The sequence below is a fragment of the Ruegeria sp. SCP10 genome, from assembly GCF_040329495.1.
GTDB lineage: Bacteria > Pseudomonadota > Alphaproteobacteria > Rhodobacterales > Rhodobacteraceae > Ruegeria.
The window spans coordinates 335,760-353,284 of the sequence record NZ_JBDZYF010000003.1; the positions used below are offsets into that span (position 1 = coordinate 335,760).

Sequence of the window (17,525 nt, forward strand, 5' to 3'; positions counted from 1 at the left end):
AATATTTTACTGACTGAAATAAATGTGCTACTCCCGAATCTGAAAGCCACGAATCGAGTTCGAGATGGCTTGAAAAAAACGGGAGGAAATCATGAAAAAACTTCTCAGCCTTTCGGCTGCGGTTGCATTGATGGGATCGGCGGCCTTCGCTGAACCGGTTGTCGGCGTAAGCTGGTCCAACTTTCAAGAAGAACGTTGGAAGACCGACGAAGCTGCCATCAAATCGGCGTTGGAAGCCGGTGGTGCTGAATACATCTCGGCTGATGCACAATCGTCTTCGGCAAAACAGCTGTCTGATATCGAAAGCCTGATCGCTCAGGGTGTAGACGCTCTGATCATTCTGGCGCAGGACGCACAGGCCATCGGCCCCGCCGTTCAGGCCGCCGCCGATGAAGGTATTCCTGTGATCGCCTACGACCGTCTGATTGAAGACGATCGTGCCTTTTATCTAACCTTTGACAATGTCGAAGTGGGTCGGATGCAAGCACGCGCGGTCTTTGAGGCTATGCCCAAGGGCAACTATGTCATGATCAAAGGCTCGCCGACCGATCCAAACGCAGACTTCCTGCGTGGCGGTCAGCAAGAAATCATCGGCGCGGCTGTCGACAGCGGTGACATTGTGATCGTGGGCGAGGCCTATACCGATGGCTGGCTGCCCGCAAACGCGCAGCGGAACATGGAGCAAATCCTGACCGCCAACGAGAACAACGTTGACGCGGTCGTCGCCTCGAATGACGGTACTGCTGGTGGTGTTGTCGCGGCACTGACCGCGCAAGGGATGGAAGGTATCCCTGTCTCAGGCCAAGATGGCGACCACGCCGCTCTGAACCGCGTTGCTCTGGGAACGCAGACTGTGTCTGTTTGGAAAGATGCTCGTGAACTGGGTAAGGCTGCCGGCGAAATCGCTGTTGCGCTCAGCAGCGGAACCAGCGCTGGGGATGTCGACGGCGCAGTTAGCTGGACCTCGCCCGGTGGAACTGAAATGACATCTGTCTTTTTGGCCCCGGTTCCGATCACCAAAGACAACCTGAGTGTTGTTGTGGATGCCGGATGGATCTCGCAGGACGCCCTGTGCCAGGGTGTCGAGAACGGACCTGCACCTTGTAACTAAACCTAAATTCCCTGGCCCTCTTGCTTGGGCCAGGGACCTTTGCTGATATTGAAAGATCGGAAATGACCGAAACTTCGTCTCAGCCGGTACCCCAAAAAAACAAGCCCAACCTGTTCCAGCAATTGGAACTGGATATGAGGCTTTTGGGCATGATCGGCGCCTTTGTCATTCTATGTATCGGGTTCAACATCGTCACGGATGGGCGATTTCTGACACCCCGAAACCTGTTCAACCTGTCGATCCAGACCGTCTCGGTCGCCATCATGGCCTGCGGTATGGTGTTCATCATCGTGACCCGCCATATCGATCTATCTGTCGGTGCGCTGCTGGCGACAACTTCGGCTGTAATGGCGATGACGCAGACGGAGCTGTTGCCGCATATGCTGGGACTGGGGCTGAACAACCCGCTGACATGGGCGATTACAATCGTTGTTGGTCTTCTTGTCGGTACGCTGATCGGTGCTTTTCACGGATGGATGGTTGGCTATCTGACCATACCGGCATTTATCGTAACACTGGGCGGCTTTCTGGTTTGGCGAAACGTGGCCTGGTACATGACCAGTGGCCAGACCATCGGACCGCTGGACAGCACCTTCCTGATGTTTGGCGGAACCAATGGGACCTTGGGCACGACCGTCAGCTGGCTGTTTGGACTGTTTGCAACTGTCATCGCAATTTGGGCCTTGTGGAGCGGGCGTCGCGCCAAAGCAGCGCATGGGTTCCCGGTCAAACCAGTCTGGGCGGAATCAACCCTCGCTGCGATCATTGCCATCGCCATTTTGGGATATGTGTTTGTCGTAAACAGCTATGCCATCCCAACCCGCAGGCTGGAGCGTATGTTCGAAGCACGCGGAGAGATCATGCCAGAGGGGCTGGTTGTCGGATATGGCATCCCAATCTCGGTCCTCATTCTGATTATCGTCGCGGTCAGCCTAACCGTGGTGGCGCGCAAAACACGGTTCGGTCGATACATCTTTGCCACCGGAGGCAACCCGGACGCGGCAGAGCTTTCAGGCATCAACACCCGGTTGCTGACTGTTAAAATCTTTGCCTTAATGGGGTTTCTGTGCGCCGTTTCGGCTGTTGTTGCATCGGCCCGGCTGGCCAACCACTCAAACGACATCGGCACGTTGGATGAACTGCGCGTCATTGCCGCCGCCGTGATCGGAGGTACGGCATTGTCTGGCGGGATCGGTACCATCTATGGTGCCATTCTTGGAGCCCTGATCATGCAGGCGCTTCAATCTGGCATGGCCATGGTGGGCGTCGATGCACCGTTCCAGAATATTGTTGTCGGCAGCGTGCTGGTGCTGGCCGTCTATATCGACATCGTCTATCGCAAGCGATTGGGGGCTAAATGATGCAAGCTCGGGAAACGCAAAATACACCCTCGTCTACTGGTAGAGGGTCCGGGGCTGCACCACTGGTCGAGATGCGGGATATCTCCATCTCCTTCGGTGGGATCAAGGCTGTCGATCAAGTCTCTGTCGATCTTTATCCCGGAGAAGTTGTTGGACTGTTGGGTCACAACGGGGCTGGAAAATCCACTCTGATCAAGGTTCTGTCTGGTGCCTATCAGATGGACCACGGTGAGATTTTGATTGACGGCAATCCCGTCGAGATCGGCAATCCAAGGGACGCGCGGGCCAACAATATCGAGACGATCTACCAGACGCTGGCCTTGGCCGACAACCTCGATGCCACCTCGAACCTGTTCCTTGGGCGTGAAATGGTAACGCCTTTTGGTCTGGTCAATGACGCAGCGATGGAGGCGGAGTGCCGCAAGATCATGGCGCAGCTCAACCCGAACTTTCAGAAGTTCAACGATCCGGTTTCCGCCTTATCCGGGGGGCAGCGTCAATCCGTGGCCATTGCGCGTGCTGTATACTTCAATGCGCGCATTCTGATTATGGACGAGCCGACCGCCGCACTGGGTCCGCATGAGACTCAGATGGTGGCTGATCTGATCCACCAGCTCAAGGCCCAGGGGATCGGGATTTTCCTGATCGACCATGATGTGCACGCAGTCATGGATCTGTGCGACCGCGCATCGGTTATGAAGAACGGCAAGCTGGTCGGAACCGTGGATATTGCGGATGTCACCGATGACGATCTGCTGTCGATGATCATTCTGGGCAAGAAACCCGGTGAAAAGGCAGAATGAGGTGAAGGATATGACAAGCGGTTTCTTCGAGGGGATCGGACAGGTAGAGTTTGAAGGCGCAGACAGTGCAAATCCTCTGGCCTTTCGTCACTACAATCCAGACGAAGTCGTCCTGGGCAAGCGGATGGAAGATCACCTTCGCTTTGCCATTGCCTGGTGGCATTCATTTGCTTGGGAAGGTGGCGATCCTTTTGGAAGCGCTACCTTCACACGACCCTGGCACCCGCAGGACGATATGGGCCGAGCTCGCCTGAAAGCGGACATCGCATTTGAGATGTTTGATATCCTTGGTCAGCCCTATTTCTGCTGGCACGATGCAGATGTCAGGCCCGAGCAGGGGAATTTCGCCGATAATCTGAGAACGCTTGAAGAGATCACGGACTATATCGGTGAAAAGATGCAGGTGTCTGGCACCAAGCTGCTGTGGGGGACAGCCAATATGTTCAGTCACCGGCGCTGGATGTCGGGGGCAAGCACGAACCCTGATCCTGAGGTGTTTGCCTTTGCTGCGGCCACGGTGAAATCCTGCATCGACGCAACCCACAAACTGGGCGGAGAGAATTATGTGCTGTGGGGGGGACGCGAAGGGTATGAAACCCTGCTGAACACCGACATGGGCACTGAGCTGGACCATATGGGCCGGTTCCTGAACATGGTGGTCGAGTATAAGCACAAGATCGGGTTCAAAGGTGCGATTTTGGTCGAGCCCAAACCTCAAGAGCCCTCAAAACATCAGTATGATTATGATGTGGCCACCTGCATCGGGTTCCTCAGGAAATATGGTCTCGAAGATGAGGTGAAGCTCAACCTTGAACAGGGTCATGCCATTCTGGCCGGTCACAGTTTCGAGCATGAAATTGCGGTTGCTTCGGCAGAAGGGATGTTGGGGTCCATCGATATGAACCGGAATGACTACCAGTCGGGCTGGGACACGGATCAGTTCCCCAACAACACACCCGAGGTGGCGCTGGCCTATTACTACATTCTGAAATCTGGTGGGTTCACTACAGGCGGCACGAATTTCGACGCAAAGATTCGGCGTCAATCCATCGATGCCGAGGACCTCATAGTTGCACATATTGGGGGAATGGACATCTGCGCCCGTGGCCTGAAAGCCGCCGCTGCGATGATCGAAGATGGCGGGTTAGAGGCCGCCTTGTCCGACAGGTATGCGGGTTGGAACACACCTGAGGCCCAAACCATGCTGACCAGCAATTTGGATGACATCGCCGCGCGTGTCCTGTCCGATGGCATCAACCCGGCCCCAAGGTCGGGTCGTCAGGAAAAGCTGGAAAACTACGTCAATCGGTTCGTTTGATAGCAACTCGTATTGCGTGAGGCGGCTGCCAAAGCCGTCTCGCGTATGCGACCCGCCGCCGCCGATCGAAACTAAAACAAACGTCTATCGCGCCGCCACCATAGGCAGGATCAAACCCCACCGGGTTTCTCGGGCGGGCCCGAGCGCCTTAAACCCAAGCTTCTTGTAGACAGCTATTGCCCTTGCATTCTCCGGGTGCGGATCGGTGCCAATCACAGGTGCACCAGCCTGAAACAGAGCTTGCATCCTTGCGCCAATGAACCGCGTTCCGTGCCCAAGTCCCACCATGTCGGATGGGCCGATGAATTGGTCAATCCCTCTCGATCCGTGGGGAAGATCAATGAAGTGATGGTCCGGCCAACCGTGCACCGTGTAGTCTTGTATATAAGCAAAAGGCTTTGCATCGATGGATACGATTCACTTATCTACCCTGACATCGGTCAGTTCCGCCGCGCTATTGGGCTCATCACTGTCCCACCATTCCTGAACATGCGGATTTGACCGCCACTGCTTGAGCAGGGGCAGATCATCCATGGTCACTTTACGGAAACTGTAGCTATGCGGCTTGCTCATAGCACGAGTCTAGCAGAAACTGTTATCGGGTGCAGTCCGTTGCAGATCTCTGATCGCCAACAGCGGACCGGGCTGCTCTTAGCCCAATCGCGCGCCTTCCGCGTCAAAGCGATAAACCCGACCGGGTTCATATCCGAAGCGGATCGTCTGGCCCGCACCAACCTGGTGCTGGCCGAACAGGCGCGCGGTGATCTGGTGGTCTTGCATCATCGCGATGACATTGGTGTCGCCGCCCAAATGCTCGACATGGGTGACATCTGCGGTAACCGGGCCGTCATCTGACAAGAAAAGATCCTCAGGCCGGATACCCGTTGTCACATCCGCGCCCTCGCCGATCAGGCTGGCTGGGAAGAAGTTCATCGACGGCGCGCCGAGGAAACCAGCCACAAACTGGTTCGCCGGGTTGTTATACAGCTCCATCGGGCTGCCAATCTGTTCGACGCGTCCGTCGCGCAGGACGACGATTTTGTCGGCCAGCGTCATCGCCTCGGTCTGGTCATGGGTGACATAGATCATCGAAGCATCAAGCTGTTGGTGCAGGTTGGCGATTTCCAGCCGCGTGTTCATGCGCAGGGCGGCGTCCAGATTGGACAAAGGTTCGTCGAACAGGAACAGCTTGGGCTCGCGCACGATGGCACGACCGATGGCCACCCGTTGGCGTTGACCGCCAGACAGCTCGGACGGGTAGCGGTCGATATAGGGTTCAAGGTTGAGCATCTTGCTGGCTTTGGAGACACGCTCTTCGATGACCTGCTTGCTTTGACCTTCCTGTTTCAGAGCCAGCGACATGTTTTTGCGCACGTTCAGGTGGGGGTAGAGCGCGTAGCTTTGGAACACCATCGCGATGCCGCGTTTCGAAGGTGGGGTTAGGTTCATCAGCTCTCCGCCGATGCGGACCTCGCCTGAGGTTACATCCTCCAGCCCTGCGATCACGCGCAGCAGCGTGGATTTACCACAGCCCGATGGGCCGACGAAAACGACAAATTCGCCGTCTTCCACTTCAATGTTAATATCTTTCAAGACCTCAACAGTGCCGAAGGACTTGTTCACGTTTGTAAGCGTCAGGGCGGTCATGGGCGTGCCTCTTTCAGCGAAATAGGTTGGCCGGTGCGGATGCTTTCATCTGCTGCCAGGCAGATAGCCAGCGACTGCACGGCGTCGTTCATGTGGCGGGTCAGGTCGATGTCTTCAGCAATGGCGCGCAGCATATAGGCTTGCTCGGCGTCGCAGAGTTCCTGATGGCCGGGTTCATCGGGCATGTCGATTGTCTGGTCGCTCTCGGGGCGGTGGATAAGAAGGCCGCCAACTTTGGTGTGGCCGTCGATATCTGCTGAAGCGCCCTTATTGCCATCGGTGATCGAAACCGATCCATTGGGCGAGACGATGTCTTTCACGAAGAACGCGGTTTCTGACATCATCGGACCCCAACCGGCCTCGTACCAGCCGACTGAGCCGTCCTCGAAGATCACCTGAAACTGGCCGTAATTGTACATGTCCTCGGCGATCTCATCGCTCAGGCGCAAGCCCATGCCATGCACGCGGACGGGATCGGAGCCAGTGATCTGGCACATCACATCGACATAGTGCACGCCACAATCGACGATGGGTGAGGTGGTCTGCATCAGGGCCTTGTGCGTCTCCCACTCGGCACCTGACGACTGTTGGTTCAGGTTCAGTCGGAACACATATGGCCCGCCAAGGTCGCGCGCTTCCGAGATCAAGCGCATCCACGACGGGTGGTGGCGCAATATGTATCCGATCACCAGTTTGCGGTTTGTCTCGATGGCTTTTGCGAGAACACGTTTGGCGTCGGCTACTGTGGTCGCCAGTGGCTTTTCCACAAAAACATGCGCCCCGGCCTCCATCGCGGCACAGGCGAAATCGGCGTGGCTGTCTGAGTAGGTGGCGACCACGACCAGATCGGGGTTTGTCTCGGCCAGGGCCACCTGAAAATCCGAAAAAGCTGGGTAGTCTGACAGCTCAGGATGATCCACGCGACCGGACCGGTTCACCAGACCCACGATCTGTGCGTCCGGGTGATTGTGATGGGCCAGCGCGTGGCTGAGGCCCATATTGCCGAGACCGGCGACCAGAACCCGGGTCATTTGACAGCTCCGGACGTGATGCCCCGGATCAGCTGGCGCGAGAAGATGACATAGAGCACCAGCACCGGCAGGATCGCCATGGACAGCGCCGACAGAACAGCGTTCCAGTCGGTCACGAATTGACCGATGAAAACCTGGCTGCCCAGGGTCAGGGTCTTGGTTTCCTCAGCCGGGGCGAGGATCAACGGGAACCACAGGTCGTTCCATATGGGGATCATGTTGAAAACAGCCACGGTCGCCATGGCGGGGCGAACCAGCGGCAAGACCAGCCGGAAGAAGATGGTGTATTCCGACAGCCCGTCCACGCGGCCCGCGTTTTTCAGGTCGTCCGAGACCTGCCGCATGAACTCGGATAAGATGAACACGGCCAGCGGCAGGCCTTGTGCGGTGTAGACCAGGATCAGCGCCCAAAGCGTGTTCACCAGACCGGTGGCAACCATCATCTCCAAGATAGCCACGGTGCCAATGCGGATCGGGATCATGATCCCAAGCGCAAGGTATAGGCCCATCAGGGTGTTGCCCTTGAACTTGTACTCGCTCAACGCAAAGGCGGCCATGGCGCCGAACAGCAAGACAAAGGCCAGCGAAACCACGGTCACGATCAGAGAATTCTGGAAATAAAGGAAGAAATCCCCTTGTTTCATCACCGTCTGGTAGCCGATCAGCGAGAAGCTTTCGGCATCGGGCAGGGCGAGTGGCTCGCGGAAAATCGAGCGTCGGGTTTTGAAGCTGTTGATGATGATCACAAAGACCGGGAAGAGGGCGATCAACGTGTAGAGGATCAGCGCCCCGTGCATGGCGACCGTGTTCAGCGGGTTATGGCGTGCTTTGTTCATGCGTTCACCCTCACAGTTGATACCGGCGCATCCGGGTCTGGATGCCGAAGAGATAGATACAGACACCCACCAGAATGATTGCAAACATGGCCCCAGCGATGGCCGATCCCATATGCGGGTCGCCCAGTTGCAGCTGGAAGCCAAAGAAGGTGCGGTACATGAAGGTACCAAGGATATCGGTCGAGAAATCCGGCCCCGCCAGCGCGCCTTGCGACACATAGATCAGGTCAAACGCGTTGAAATTGCCCACAAATGTCAGGATCGAGATGATCCCGATCGAGGGGATGATTAACGGTAGTTTGATCTTCCAGAAGGCCGAGGCTCCGGTGATGCCGTCGATTTCTCCGGCCTCGAGGATTTCTTCGGGGATCGAAAGCAGGGCGGCATAGATCAGCATCATCGGGATGCCGACGAATTGCCAGACTGAGACCAGCGCTAACGTGGTCAGGGCGTATTCCTCCTTGCCCAACCATGGCGCAAACAACGACTTAAGGCCAATAGCGTCCAGCATCGAAGGCGCGATACCCCACAGTGGCGACAGGATCAGTTTCCAGGCAAAGCCCACGATCACAAAGCTGAGGATCGTCGGGATGAAAATCGCAGACCGGTAAAGCGCCGCAAACCGCAGGCGGGGATGTGAAAGTAGTGCCGCCAGAGCGATACCGATGGGGTTCTGAACCAGCATGTGGATCAGGAAGAACCAGAAGTTGTTGCCCAAAGCGTTCCAGAACTGCTCGGACCAGATCGGATCGAAGAACAACGTGCGGAAATTCTGCAGGCCCACGTAGATACGTGTCTGATCCACCTCGGTGAACAGTGCGAGGCGCAGCGTGTTGAACAAGGGGAAGATCATCACCGCCGTGTAAACCAGCACCGCAGGGGCGAGGAAAACAGCAATGTGCCAGCGTATGCGGCGGGTTTGCATGGGACTCTCCGGGGAAAAGGTCCGGACGCGACGCGGGCCGCGTCCGGTTAGAGTGAGTGGCCTAGAGTTTACTGGTGCGGCGCGTACCAGCTGGCCAAGCCGTCCTGCAGTTTCTGACCAAGTGCTTCGGGTGTTTCAGCGCCTTTGATGGCGGCCACGGATGCACCCCAGGTCTCGTTTTCCAGGTTCGGCGTGCCGCGCGACAGGATCTGATAGGTCGAGCGGATGGTGCTTTCGCATTCCTCACGCCAACCGACAATTTCCTTGGCCAGCGGATCTTCCAACTCGACCGGAGTGTTGGAGAGCGGGAAGAAGCCGGGCAGGGCGTTTCCGAAGATACTTGCAAACTCAGGGCTTGCGACCCAGGCCAGGAATGTGCGGGCCGCTTCCGGGTTTTCGCTGGCGGCATTCATGCCGATTCCGATATCGGTGTGATCCGAGATATAGCAAGTGTCGCCCGCGTTCTGGACCGGCGGCTTGAAGGCGCCCATTTCGAAATCGGCCTGCGTGTTGAAGCCCGAGATTTCCCAGCTGCCCGCAGGATAGACCGCTGCACGACCCAGCGTGAACAGGTTCTGGCTGTCGGGATAGGTTTGTGCTTCGTACCCGTCTCCCAGATAGTCGGCCCACTTGGCCAGCGTCGCATAGGGGGCAACCCACTGGGCATCAGTCAGTTTCTGATCACCCTTGATCAGAGCAAGACGGCCTTCTTCACCTTTCCAGTAGTTCGGGCCGATGTTGTTGTAGCCCATGGTGGCGGCTTCCCACTGGTCGTTGGTGCCCATGGCCATTGGGATATAGGTGCCGTCTTCCTTGATCTTGTCCAATGCGGCAAAGAACTCGGCCTCGGTGGTAGGGGCTTCAATGCCCAACTCATTAAACGCGTCTTTGTTGTAGATGAAGCCGTGGATCACAGAAGCCATTGGAACGCAGAAGCTGGCCGATGCATCATCGGTCTGCCATGCAGATTTGGCGACGTCCGAGAAATTGCTCATCGCATCCAGATCAGACAGATCGCTCAGATGGCCTGCTTCATAAAGGGCCAGCGACGCATCGAACGGGCGGCAGGTGATCAGATCACCGGCAGAGCCTGCTTCAAGCTTCGAGTTCAGAACAGCGTTGTATTCCGCGGGGGCCGACGGGGAAAACACGACTTTGATGCCGGGATTGGCGGCTTCAAACGCGGGGATGATCTTTTCCTGCCACAGGGCAAGGTCGTCGTTGCGCCAGCTTTCGATCGTGATCGTTGCATCCTGCGCATAGGCGCCACTTGCGACAAGCGCGGTGCTCATCAAGGCAAGGCTTAGGACATTACGTTTCATTTGGTCTCTCCCAGGTTTGTAGTTTCGTTGTTTTGCTTCAGCCGGTTCATGGCAGGGCGCAAATGGCCCGCTGTCTCTGTCAGCAGCGCCTCGGCCGCTTCGACGGATAAGGCGCCGGCAGCAACGAGTGCGGCGCTTTTCAGCGCGCCATCGGTGGATCCGAGCGCCGCATCGGCGCGTTCGGCCGTCACGCCTGTCAACTGGCAGACGATCCCGTTGGCTCGTGCGCGCAACTTGTCATTGTCTGCACGCAGATTGATCATCATACCGTCCTGAATGTGTCCAAGCTCCACAGCCATCAGTGTCGACAACATGTTCAGCGCGATTTTCTGCGCGGTTCCCGCTCCCATTCGGGTTGAGCCGGAGATCAATTCGGGCGGCGTCGGCAACAACACGGCATGATCCGCCAGTTGCAGCAATAGTGATCCCGAATTGTTGGCAATCCCGATGACAGGAACGCCTTTCGCCTGCGCCATCTTGGCAGCAGCTATCGTATAAGGCGTCGTTCCGCTGGCCGAAACCGCAATCAGAGTGTCATCCGTGTGCAGGTCAGCCAGTTCATACTCCAGCGTATCCGCCGCGTCTTCCACGTCGCCCGGCATTTCAGCTGTAGTTGGCAGGCCGCCTGCCATGTGAATGGCAATCTGTTTAGTCGGGATTGAGAATGTGCCCCCCAATTCCAATGCATCTGATGCGGCCATCAGGCCGGAAGACCCCGCTGCCAGATAGCGAAGCTTCCCGCCTGACCGGATGGAATTAGCCATCGCCTGTGCGCCGCCGCACAATGGGGCCAAGGCCTCCAGCGGAGCCTTCGCCGCCGATGCCTGCGAAGTTGCCAGCAGGTTTGCCACCTCGATCAGCGGACGGGTATCCAGCCCGTGTGCGTCCTGATGCAGTTGTTCCGTTACTGGCGTGTTCACGTGATTCTCCCCCAAGAGTTCCCATGATCATACCTTTTAAATACCATTAGTCTACCATTTATTTTCATACTCTGGTTTTGATGCCAAATTGAGCATATATCAGGCATTTGGTCATAATTGGGACTTTGATTCTGATCATAGGTATTATATAGGTCTCTATATGACTCGATCTTCGAAACCACTGATTCTGGCTGTAGACGGGGGCGGTACACGCTGCCGACTTGTGCTTTCTGACGGAGAGACGCGCCATAAGGTCGAGGTTGGCGCGGCAAATGTGTCCACTGACTTTGACGCCGCCTGTCGCGAATTGCAGCGGGGACTAGAGGCCCTGATATCTCAGTCTGGCCGCTCCGTTGATGACATCATGCACGCGCCAACCTATCTGGGTTTGGCAGGGATCACGGGGGACGCAATCGCGCAAAAATTGGCGTCGGCTTTGCCTTGCCGCCACGTGCGTATCGAAGATGACCGCGGGGCCGCCTTGCGTGGGGCGCTAGGTCCGGCAGACGGGTTTGTTGCGCATTGCGGAACGGGGTCTTTCATCGCGACTCAACAGGCTGGCACAGTCCGGTTGGCCGGAGGGTGGGGGCCGGTGCTGGGTGATCAGGCCTCGGCGCAATGGATCGGCAAACGTGCGCTGTCCAAGGCTTTGGATCATGTCGATGGGGTAATCGCATCTTCGCAGTTGGCGCAGGATTTACTATCTCACCACGGCGGCGCACCTGGATTGGTCAGAGCAGCGGCTCAGATGACGCCAACCGAATTCGGCGCAATCGCCCCTCAGGTGACGGAACTGGCCAGCCATAAGGATGCGCTTGCAGTCACGCTTTTGCAGGACGGCGCCGATTATCTGGCAGGCATGATGAGAACGATGGGCTGGTGCCCAGGCCTACCAGTTTGCCTGACCGGAGGCATCGGGCCGCACTATGCTCCCTATCTGCCGCAAGACATGCAAGCCGCGCTGACCCAGCCTTTGGGCGATCCATTGTCTGGTGCATTGGCCTTGGCGCGTGCCTTTCAGGAGGAGATCGAACATGAATGTAGCTGATTTCCTGCGACCCGACGGATGGCTGGGCCAAAGCGCAGGCCCGCGCTATGTGCAGCTACGCCAACGGTTGGAACAAGGGATTCAGGACGGTGTCCTGCCGCCTAACAGTTCACTTCCACCCGAACGAGAGATTGCGGAACTGACCGACCTGTCGCGCGTAACCGTGCGCAAGGCCATTCAGGAACTGGTACGTAAGGGAGCGGTTGAACAGCGGCAGGGTTCGGGCTCATTCGTGCGCGAACCCGTTGCACGGGTCGAACAGTCGCTGTCTCATCTGACTTCGTTTACCGAAGATATGGAGAGACGGGGCCTCAAGACCACCTCAACCTGGTTGGAACGCGGGATTTTCCTGCCCTCACCCGAAGAGATGATGGCACTGGGTCTGTCGACCAACGAACAGGTTGCCCGCATCCATCGCCTGCGTGCAGCAGGGGGGCGGCCAATGGCGCTCGAACGCGCGGCACTGCCGTTGGACATCCTTCCAAATCCGACCGAGGTGACCGGATCGCTCTACGCTGTTCTCGAACAAACCGGGTTTCGACCGGTGCGCGCGATCCAGAAAATCTCGGCCATCAACCTCGAAGCGCCAGAGGCCGAGCTGCTGGATGTTGCCGAAGGCACCGCCGGGCTTCGGATTCAACGCACCTCTTATCTGGAAAGCGGGCGGGTCGCTGAATTGACCCGTTCAATCTATCGCGGTGACGCCTACGACTTTGTAGCCGAATTGCGCCTGTCTAATTGAAAGCCTGGGACCATGTCTGACAAAACCACTCAAATGCGTCTGGAAATCAACGAGATACCCGACTCTGTTGACCGCCTACTGACTGAAGGCGCAAGCCGGATTGCACAATCGGCTGACGAAATCCGGGCCCGTGATCCACGGTTCCTGATCTCAGTCGCGCGGGGGTCTTCGGATCACGCCTGTAGCTATCTGAAATACGCATCCGAGCTGCTGTTGGGCTTGCCCATGGCCTCGGTCGGGCCATCGGTCAAATCGATCTATGGCGTCGATATGCGTTGCGAGGATGCGGTTTGCATTTCGGTCTCACAATCGGGGCAAAGCCCCGATATCGTGCAACTCACAGAATCTGTGACATCCGGCGGTGCCTATTCGGTAGCGATTACCAATAACACGGCCTCGGCCCTGGCCGAAGTCTCGACCGCGACGCTGCCGATCCATGCGGGCCCCGAGCTGAGTGTGGCGGCAACCAAGACATTCGTCACTTCTTTGGTCGCAGGCCTGTGGCTTATCGCGCAGGTGAAACGCGACGAGCTATTGTTGCGCGCTATTCACGGCCTGCCGGACAGCCTGTCTGCGGCGATTGCATGTGATTGGAGCGCGGTAGCTGATGCGGTGGATGGCAGTTCGCTGTTTACACTGGGGCGCGGCCTGTCGCTGGCAATCTCAAACGAAGCCGCTTTGAAATTCAAAGAGACCTGCCAGATTCACGCCGAAAGCTATTCGGCGGCCGAGGTTTTGCACGGCCCGGTTTCCATCGTCGATCAGGGCTTTCCGGTGCTGGCCTTGTCCTCAGGCGACGCGGCTGAATCCAACCTGGCCGAGGTTGCAGATAAGCTTGCCGCTAAAGGGGCGGACGTTTTCGCCACCACCAGCCGCGTAAAGCAGGCAACAGTGCTGCCGCATGTCAGAACCTCGCATTGGATGACCGATCCGATCCCCACAATCGCGTCTTTCTATGGAATGGTTGAAAGCGTGGCCACCAGACGCGGAGTTGACCCCGATATGCCGCGCCACCTGAAGAAAGTGACTGAAACGGTATGACCGACGCTTCGATCACCTTTGCAGGCGGTCCGATCTTCGACGGAAGCGACCTGCATGTCGGTTACGCTGCGCGGTTCCGAAACAGTGTGTTGGACGCATTGATTCCCGAGGCGCAGGCCACCGGCGACCAGGTCGAGGATTTGGCTGGGCGCATCCTCAGCCCCGGTTATGTGGATTTGCAGGTCAATGGTGGGGACGGTGTTATGTTCAACGACGACCCATCCGTTGACACACTCAGCCGGATCGCAAAGGCGCATCGTGGATTGGGCGCGACCCGCATCCTGCCCACCCTGATCACGGATACACCCCAGAAAACCCAAGCTGCGATTGACGCGGCGATCAAGGCCGTTCAGGCGGGTGTGCCGGGTATTGCTGGCCTGCATTTGGAAGGCCCGCACCTGTCGGAACGGCGCAAAGGGGCGCATGACGCAACCCTGATCCGCCCGATGGAGCAGACTGATCTTGAGACCATTGTTTATGCGGCAGGGCATTTGCCCACTTTGATGGTTACAGTTGCCCCCGAAACGACAACGCCCGAACAGGTCAAGGCACTGACACAGGCTGGCGTGATTGTCTCGCTCGGCCATAGCGATGCATCCTTCGACACCTGTTTGGCTTACGCCGAAGCAGGCGCGCGCTGTGTTACGCATCTGTTCAACGCCATGAGCCAACTTGGCAACCGAGAGCCGGGCTTGGTCGGTGCCGCCCTGGCCAGCGGGACGATGTCAGCGGGGCTAATTGCGGATGGTGTGCATGTTCATCCCGAAACCATGCGCGCCGCCTGGGCTGCCAAGCAGGGGCGGGGCTGCATTTTTCTTGTCAGCGATGCGATGGCTGTCGCAGGTACAGATTTGACAGAATTCCAATTGGAAGGCCGCCCGATCCAGCGCAGAGAAGGCAGGCTGACCTTGCAGGATGGAACTCTGGCCGGGGCCGATCTGTGTCTGACGCAAGCGGTGAAGGTTCTGACCGAACAGGTCAATATCCCATTGCCACGGGCTTTGGCCGCAGCCACCAGCATTCCGCATCAGTTCATTTCAAAACAGGGCGACGGGATGTCGATGGACCTATCACACATGATCCTGATCGCGCCGGATTTGTCGGCGGCCCAGCCGGTTCTGGCCTGATCGACCCTTTCAGGGGTCGATCACCGACCAATTATCAGCCTGTTACCGCACCATCGTGAGCTTATTCCAATCGGCATAATCGGGGGTGCCTTCGCCCTTGATCTCACCCGCGTATCCGAACTCAACCATGTGGGTCATCGTTGTGGTCTCGGTTGCAAAGATCACCGCGTAGCTTTCCGGCAAGTCCGAAGACGACAGAAAACGCGTCGCCGAGAAATCAGCCCATCCGGCGTGATTGGTGCCTCTAGGGGCAGAGAAGGGCACACCCAGCAGAGACCCCGTCAGCGGCAAATGGCAATGCCCGTGGAATATGTGCCGGATTTTAGCCTTATGCGGCGCGATCGTTTCAGCAAACAAATCTGCATCCAGCAACATGATCTCATCCATCGGCGCAACTTCGATTGGAACCGGGTTGTGATGCATGAAAATCCAGACCGGACCTGGCAAGGTTGCCAACTGACAAGAGAGCCAATCCGCTCGTTTCGCGCAGAAATGACCTGCATGCGTGTTCGGGCCCCAGGTGTCCAGAAGCACCGCGTGACCCAGGCTCAGCGGGACAGTGCGATGCACAAATCCGCCTTCACCTTCCAGTTCCGGGAAACAACGCAGAAAGGTCGAGCGGTCATCGTGGTTGCCGATCAACAGCTCGACCGGAAGTGGGATGCTTCCTATCCGTTCCTTGAGCAAGGCATAATCAGGGGCTTCGCCCCAATCGGATAGATCACCCGTGATAAACAGCGCCTCGGCGTCACTGTGGCTTTGCATCGCGTGATCCAGCGCTTTATTCAGATTGGCCAATGGATCGCGGCCGCTGATGGTATCGCCCGGCGTTGTCAGGTGGATATCGGTGAATTGAAGCAGCTTCATAGTCGGCGCCTTTAAAGTAGTATTGTAAGAAGAAGTGGCCCGCGCCAGCCTATGGCGCGGGCCTTGAGTTTTAGGACCCGGAGGGCAGCAGATCCTGCACTTCTTCGGTCAGGTCTTGCTGCAACTCTTCCATGTCATCATATTCGCCGGTCACGATGCCTTCGATCCCGTCATAGATGACCTGCGTCGCGGCCAAACCATTGTCGCCCGGATAGGCCTGCCATTCACGCAGCAGGGGCAGCTGACGTACAGCTGTCGCCTTGGCCGGGTTCTCGGCGTAGAAATCGGCCAGAATGATCTCATTGGCGGCCTGGTTCGGAGGCATATAGCCCGTGGTCCGGGCCACGTCGGCAGCGCCTTCACCCGACGTGATGAACTTCAGCCATTTCCAGGCGGCTTCCAGTTCTGCCGGGTCCTCAGACGTTGACACCAGCAGCGCCGAGTTTCCGCCCGCAGGCAGACCCATCGGTCCTTCTGCTGTAAAGCCCGGATATTCGTGCGTCACCAAGGTGAAATCACCCATCGCGCGCTCAACTGCGCCAACGGCGGATGTGGACCAGTACATCATGCCAATCTCACCGGCCGAGAACGAGGCCAACGCGCCTTTCCATTCCAGGTTCTGCATTTCGCAGCCCTGAAACAGGTCTTTCATCGTGTTCAATGCTTGCAGGCCTTCGGGCTCGTCCAGAGTGAAGTCGGTGCCCATGACGGTTGGTTTGTCCTGGCTCCACATCAGGGCTTGCAGGAACCAGTTGCCGGTGATGTTCCAGCCCCAGAACATGGGGTTTTCGACACCGGCTTCTTTCAGGCGGCTGCAGGCTTCGATTACTTCGGCCCAGGTCGTGGGCAGGTTGGTTTCATCATAGCCAGCCTTGGCCATGGTCTCCATGTTGTAGTAGCCAACCGGCAGCGAGATCGAGAAGGGCAGGCCGTAGACATCTTCGTTGAAAGTGCCAAGGTCCAGCATCGCCTTGTGGTAGCCGTCTTTCGCAAAATCGGCCTCTTGCGCAATGAAAGGCTCTAGCGATTTTGCGATGCCTTTTTCCACCAGGATCGCCTGACGGTTCAAGCCCTGCATGGTCACGTCTGGCAGCGTGCCGGCAACGGCTTCGCGCAGGATCGTGTTAGTGCCGTCTTCATAGCTTTCGTAGGTAGCCCGCATCTTGATTTCGATATTCGGGTTCTCAGCATAGAATTTCGGCAGGATTTTTTCGTAAGTTACGTCAAAGAGATGGCTATAGGGATAGGCGAACTCGACGACGATCTTGTCTTCGGCGGTGGCTGCCCCTGCAGCAAGTACCAAAGCCATTGCAGTTGTGAGGGTTTTCATTACTCTCTCCAGTTGAACTGAGGGGTCTGACGGTTTGGCGATTGGCAGCCCCTGGTGGGTATCCCGATTTGGGATGTCGTGGTGGGGCGGGAATTT

Annotated in this window: 18 protein-coding genes; 8 read left to right on the forward strand and 10 right to left on the reverse strand. The window is 57.3% G+C overall.

Features of this window, described 5'->3' with window-relative positions; genetic code table 11:
• Positions 1 to 91: 91 nt before the first annotated feature.
• The 4 genes from xylF to xylA all read left to right on the forward strand — a co-directional run bounded on the left by xylF (position 92) and on the right by xylA (position 4,593).
• Complete coding sequence (gene xylF / locus ABLN87_RS10670) at positions 92 to 1,111, forward strand: D-xylose ABC transporter substrate-binding protein (RefSeq protein ID WP_353009964.1); 1,020 nt, start codon at positions 92 to 94, stop codon at positions 1,109 to 1,111.
• 62 nt (positions 1,112 to 1,173) lie between these two features.
• Positions 1,174 to 2,472, forward strand: coding sequence for a sugar ABC transporter permease (locus ABLN87_RS10675; protein WP_353009967.1), 1,299 nt, complete (start codon positions 1,174 to 1,176; stop codon positions 2,470 to 2,472).
• Entirely contained in the window at positions 2,472 to 3,275 is an 804-nt protein-coding gene (locus ABLN87_RS10680) for an ATP-binding cassette domain-containing protein (RefSeq protein WP_353010263.1), read from the forward strand. The genes ABLN87_RS10675 and ABLN87_RS10680 overlap by 1 nt, the downstream gene beginning before the upstream one ends.
• Positions 3,276 to 3,285: 10 nt before the next feature.
• Positions 3,286 to 4,593 carry a xylose isomerase gene (gene xylA, locus ABLN87_RS10685; protein WP_353009970.1) on the forward strand — a complete coding sequence of 436 codons (1,308 nt, stop codon included), beginning with the start codon at positions 3,286 to 3,288 and terminating at the stop codon, positions 4,591 to 4,593.
• An 84-nt stretch (positions 4,594 to 4,677) separates the two neighbouring features.
• Here xylA and ABLN87_RS10690 read toward each other — a convergent pair whose 3' ends face one another.
• From ABLN87_RS10690 to ABLN87_RS10725, 8 genes are all read right to left on the reverse strand, one after another.
• Positions 4,678 to 5,010: a GNAT family N-acetyltransferase gene (locus ABLN87_RS10690; RefSeq protein ID WP_353010265.1), complete on the reverse strand. Its 333-nt coding sequence runs from the start codon at positions 5,008 to 5,010 to the stop codon at positions 4,678 to 4,680.
• On the reverse strand, positions 5,011 to 5,166 hold the full coding sequence (locus ABLN87_RS10695; RefSeq protein WP_353009972.1) for a hypothetical protein: 156 nt from the start codon (positions 5,164 to 5,166) through the stop codon (positions 5,011 to 5,013). It abuts the gene before it with no gap.
• Between the two features lie 78 nt (positions 5,167 to 5,244).
• Positions 5,245 to 6,240 (reverse strand): ABC transporter ATP-binding protein, encoded by a 996-nt coding sequence (locus ABLN87_RS10700; protein ID WP_353009975.1) that lies wholly within the window; start codon positions 6,238 to 6,240, stop codon positions 5,245 to 5,247.
• Positions 6,237 to 7,271: a Gfo/Idh/MocA family protein gene (locus tag ABLN87_RS10705; protein ID WP_353009978.1), complete on the reverse strand. Its 1,035-nt coding sequence runs from the start codon at positions 7,269 to 7,271 to the stop codon at positions 6,237 to 6,239. Before ABLN87_RS10705 ends, ABLN87_RS10700 begins: the two co-directional genes overlap by 4 nt.
• On the reverse strand, positions 7,268 to 8,107 hold the full coding sequence (locus tag ABLN87_RS10710; protein WP_353009981.1) for a carbohydrate ABC transporter permease: 840 nt from the start codon (positions 8,105 to 8,107) through the stop codon (positions 7,268 to 7,270). The genes ABLN87_RS10705 and ABLN87_RS10710 overlap by 4 nt, the downstream gene beginning before the upstream one ends.
• 10 nt (positions 8,108 to 8,117) lie before the next feature.
• Entirely contained in the window at positions 8,118 to 9,032 is a 915-nt protein-coding gene (locus tag ABLN87_RS10715; protein ID WP_170421115.1) for a carbohydrate ABC transporter permease, read from the reverse strand.
• A 68-nt stretch (positions 9,033 to 9,100) separates the two neighbouring features.
• Positions 9,101 to 10,354, reverse strand: a complete 1,254-nt coding sequence (locus ABLN87_RS10720) for an ABC transporter substrate-binding protein (RefSeq protein WP_353009984.1) — start codon at positions 10,352 to 10,354, stop codon at positions 9,101 to 9,103.
• The gene (locus ABLN87_RS10725; protein WP_353009987.1) at positions 10,351 to 11,274 is read right to left on the reverse strand and encodes an N-acetylmuramic acid 6-phosphate etherase; all 924 of its coding nucleotides are present in this window, start codon (positions 11,272 to 11,274) and stop codon (positions 10,351 to 10,353) included. The genes ABLN87_RS10720 and ABLN87_RS10725 overlap by 4 nt, the downstream gene beginning before the upstream one ends.
• Positions 11,275 to 11,434: 160 nt before the next feature.
• Here ABLN87_RS10725 and ABLN87_RS10730 point away from each other — a divergent pair, with 160 nt between their 5' ends.
• Genes ABLN87_RS10730 through nagA form a run of 4 tightly spaced genes read left to right on the forward strand, consistent with a single transcriptional unit; the run spans position 11,435 to position 15,232 of the window.
• Positions 11,435 to 12,322 carry a BadF/BadG/BcrA/BcrD ATPase family protein gene (locus ABLN87_RS10730; protein ID WP_353009990.1) on the forward strand — a complete coding sequence of 296 codons (888 nt, stop codon included), beginning with the start codon at positions 11,435 to 11,437 and terminating at the stop codon, positions 12,320 to 12,322.
• A complete protein-coding gene (locus tag ABLN87_RS10735; protein ID WP_353009993.1) occupies positions 12,309 to 13,064 on the forward strand; it encodes a GntR family transcriptional regulator in 756 nt (251 codons plus the stop codon). The genes ABLN87_RS10730 and ABLN87_RS10735 overlap by 14 nt, the downstream gene beginning before the upstream one ends.
• A 12-nt stretch (positions 13,065 to 13,076) precedes the next feature.
• On the forward strand, positions 13,077 to 14,105 hold the full coding sequence (locus tag ABLN87_RS10740; RefSeq protein WP_353009996.1) for an SIS domain-containing protein: 1,029 nt from the start codon (positions 13,077 to 13,079) through the stop codon (positions 14,103 to 14,105).
• Positions 14,102 to 15,232, forward strand: coding sequence for an N-acetylglucosamine-6-phosphate deacetylase (gene nagA, locus ABLN87_RS10745; RefSeq protein ID WP_353009999.1), 1,131 nt, complete (start codon positions 14,102 to 14,104; stop codon positions 15,230 to 15,232). Before ABLN87_RS10740 ends, nagA begins: the two co-directional genes overlap by 4 nt.
• Positions 15,233 to 15,274: 42 nt before the next feature.
• Here nagA and ABLN87_RS10750 read toward each other — a convergent pair whose 3' ends face one another.
• A complete protein-coding gene (locus ABLN87_RS10750) occupies positions 15,275 to 16,099 on the reverse strand; it encodes a metallophosphoesterase (protein WP_353010001.1) in 825 nt (274 codons plus the stop codon).
• Positions 16,100 to 16,169: 70 nt separating this feature from the next.
• Positions 16,170 to 17,429, reverse strand: a complete 1,260-nt coding sequence (locus ABLN87_RS10755) for an extracellular solute-binding protein (protein WP_353010004.1) — start codon at positions 17,427 to 17,429, stop codon at positions 16,170 to 16,172.
• Between the last annotated feature and the right edge of the window lie 96 nt (positions 17,430 to 17,525).

Coding starts and splice junctions, on each gene's coding strand:
- xylF (WP_353009964.1), top strand. CDS start 92: ATGAAAAAACTTCTCAGCCTTTCGGCTGCGGTTGCATTGATGGGATCG.
- ABLN87_RS10675 (WP_353009967.1), top strand. CDS start 1,174: ATGACCGAAACTTCGTCTCAGCCGGTACCCCAAAAAAACAAGCCCAAC.
- ABLN87_RS10680 (WP_353010263.1), top strand. CDS start 2,472: ATGCAAGCTCGGGAAACGCAAAATACACCCTCGTCTACTGGTAGAGGG.
- xylA (WP_353009970.1), top strand. CDS start 3,286: ATGACAAGCGGTTTCTTCGAGGGGATCGGACAGGTAGAGTTTGAAGGC.
- ABLN87_RS10695 (WP_353009972.1), bottom strand. CDS start 5,166: ATGAGCAAGCCGCATAGCTACAGTTTCCGTAAAGTGACCATGGATGAT.
- ABLN87_RS10700 (WP_353009975.1), bottom strand. CDS start 6,240: ATGACCGCCCTGACGCTTACAAACGTGAACAAGTCCTTCGGCACTGTT.
- ABLN87_RS10705 (WP_353009978.1), bottom strand. CDS start 7,271: ATGACCCGGGTTCTGGTCGCCGGTCTCGGCAATATGGGCCTCAGCCAC.
- ABLN87_RS10710 (WP_353009981.1), bottom strand. CDS start 8,107: ATGAACAAAGCACGCCATAACCCGCTGAACACGGTCGCCATGCACGGG.
- ABLN87_RS10715 (WP_170421115.1), bottom strand. CDS start 9,032: ATGCAAACCCGCCGCATACGCTGGCACATTGCTGTTTTCCTCGCCCCT.
- ABLN87_RS10720 (WP_353009984.1), bottom strand. CDS start 10,354: ATGAAACGTAATGTCCTAAGCCTTGCCTTGATGAGCACCGCGCTTGTC.
- ABLN87_RS10730 (WP_353009990.1), top strand. CDS start 11,435: ATGACTCGATCTTCGAAACCACTGATTCTGGCTGTAGACGGGGGCGGT.
- ABLN87_RS10735 (WP_353009993.1), top strand. CDS start 12,309: ATGAATGTAGCTGATTTCCTGCGACCCGACGGATGGCTGGGCCAAAGC.
- ABLN87_RS10740 (WP_353009996.1), top strand. CDS start 13,077: ATGTCTGACAAAACCACTCAAATGCGTCTGGAAATCAACGAGATACCC.
- nagA (WP_353009999.1), top strand. CDS start 14,102: ATGACCGACGCTTCGATCACCTTTGCAGGCGGTCCGATCTTCGACGGA.
- ABLN87_RS10750 (WP_353010001.1), bottom strand. CDS start 16,099: ATGAAGCTGCTTCAATTCACCGATATCCACCTGACAACGCCGGGCGAT.
- ABLN87_RS10755 (WP_353010004.1), bottom strand. CDS start 17,429: ATGAAAACCCTCACAACTGCAATGGCTTTGGTACTTGCTGCAGGGGCA.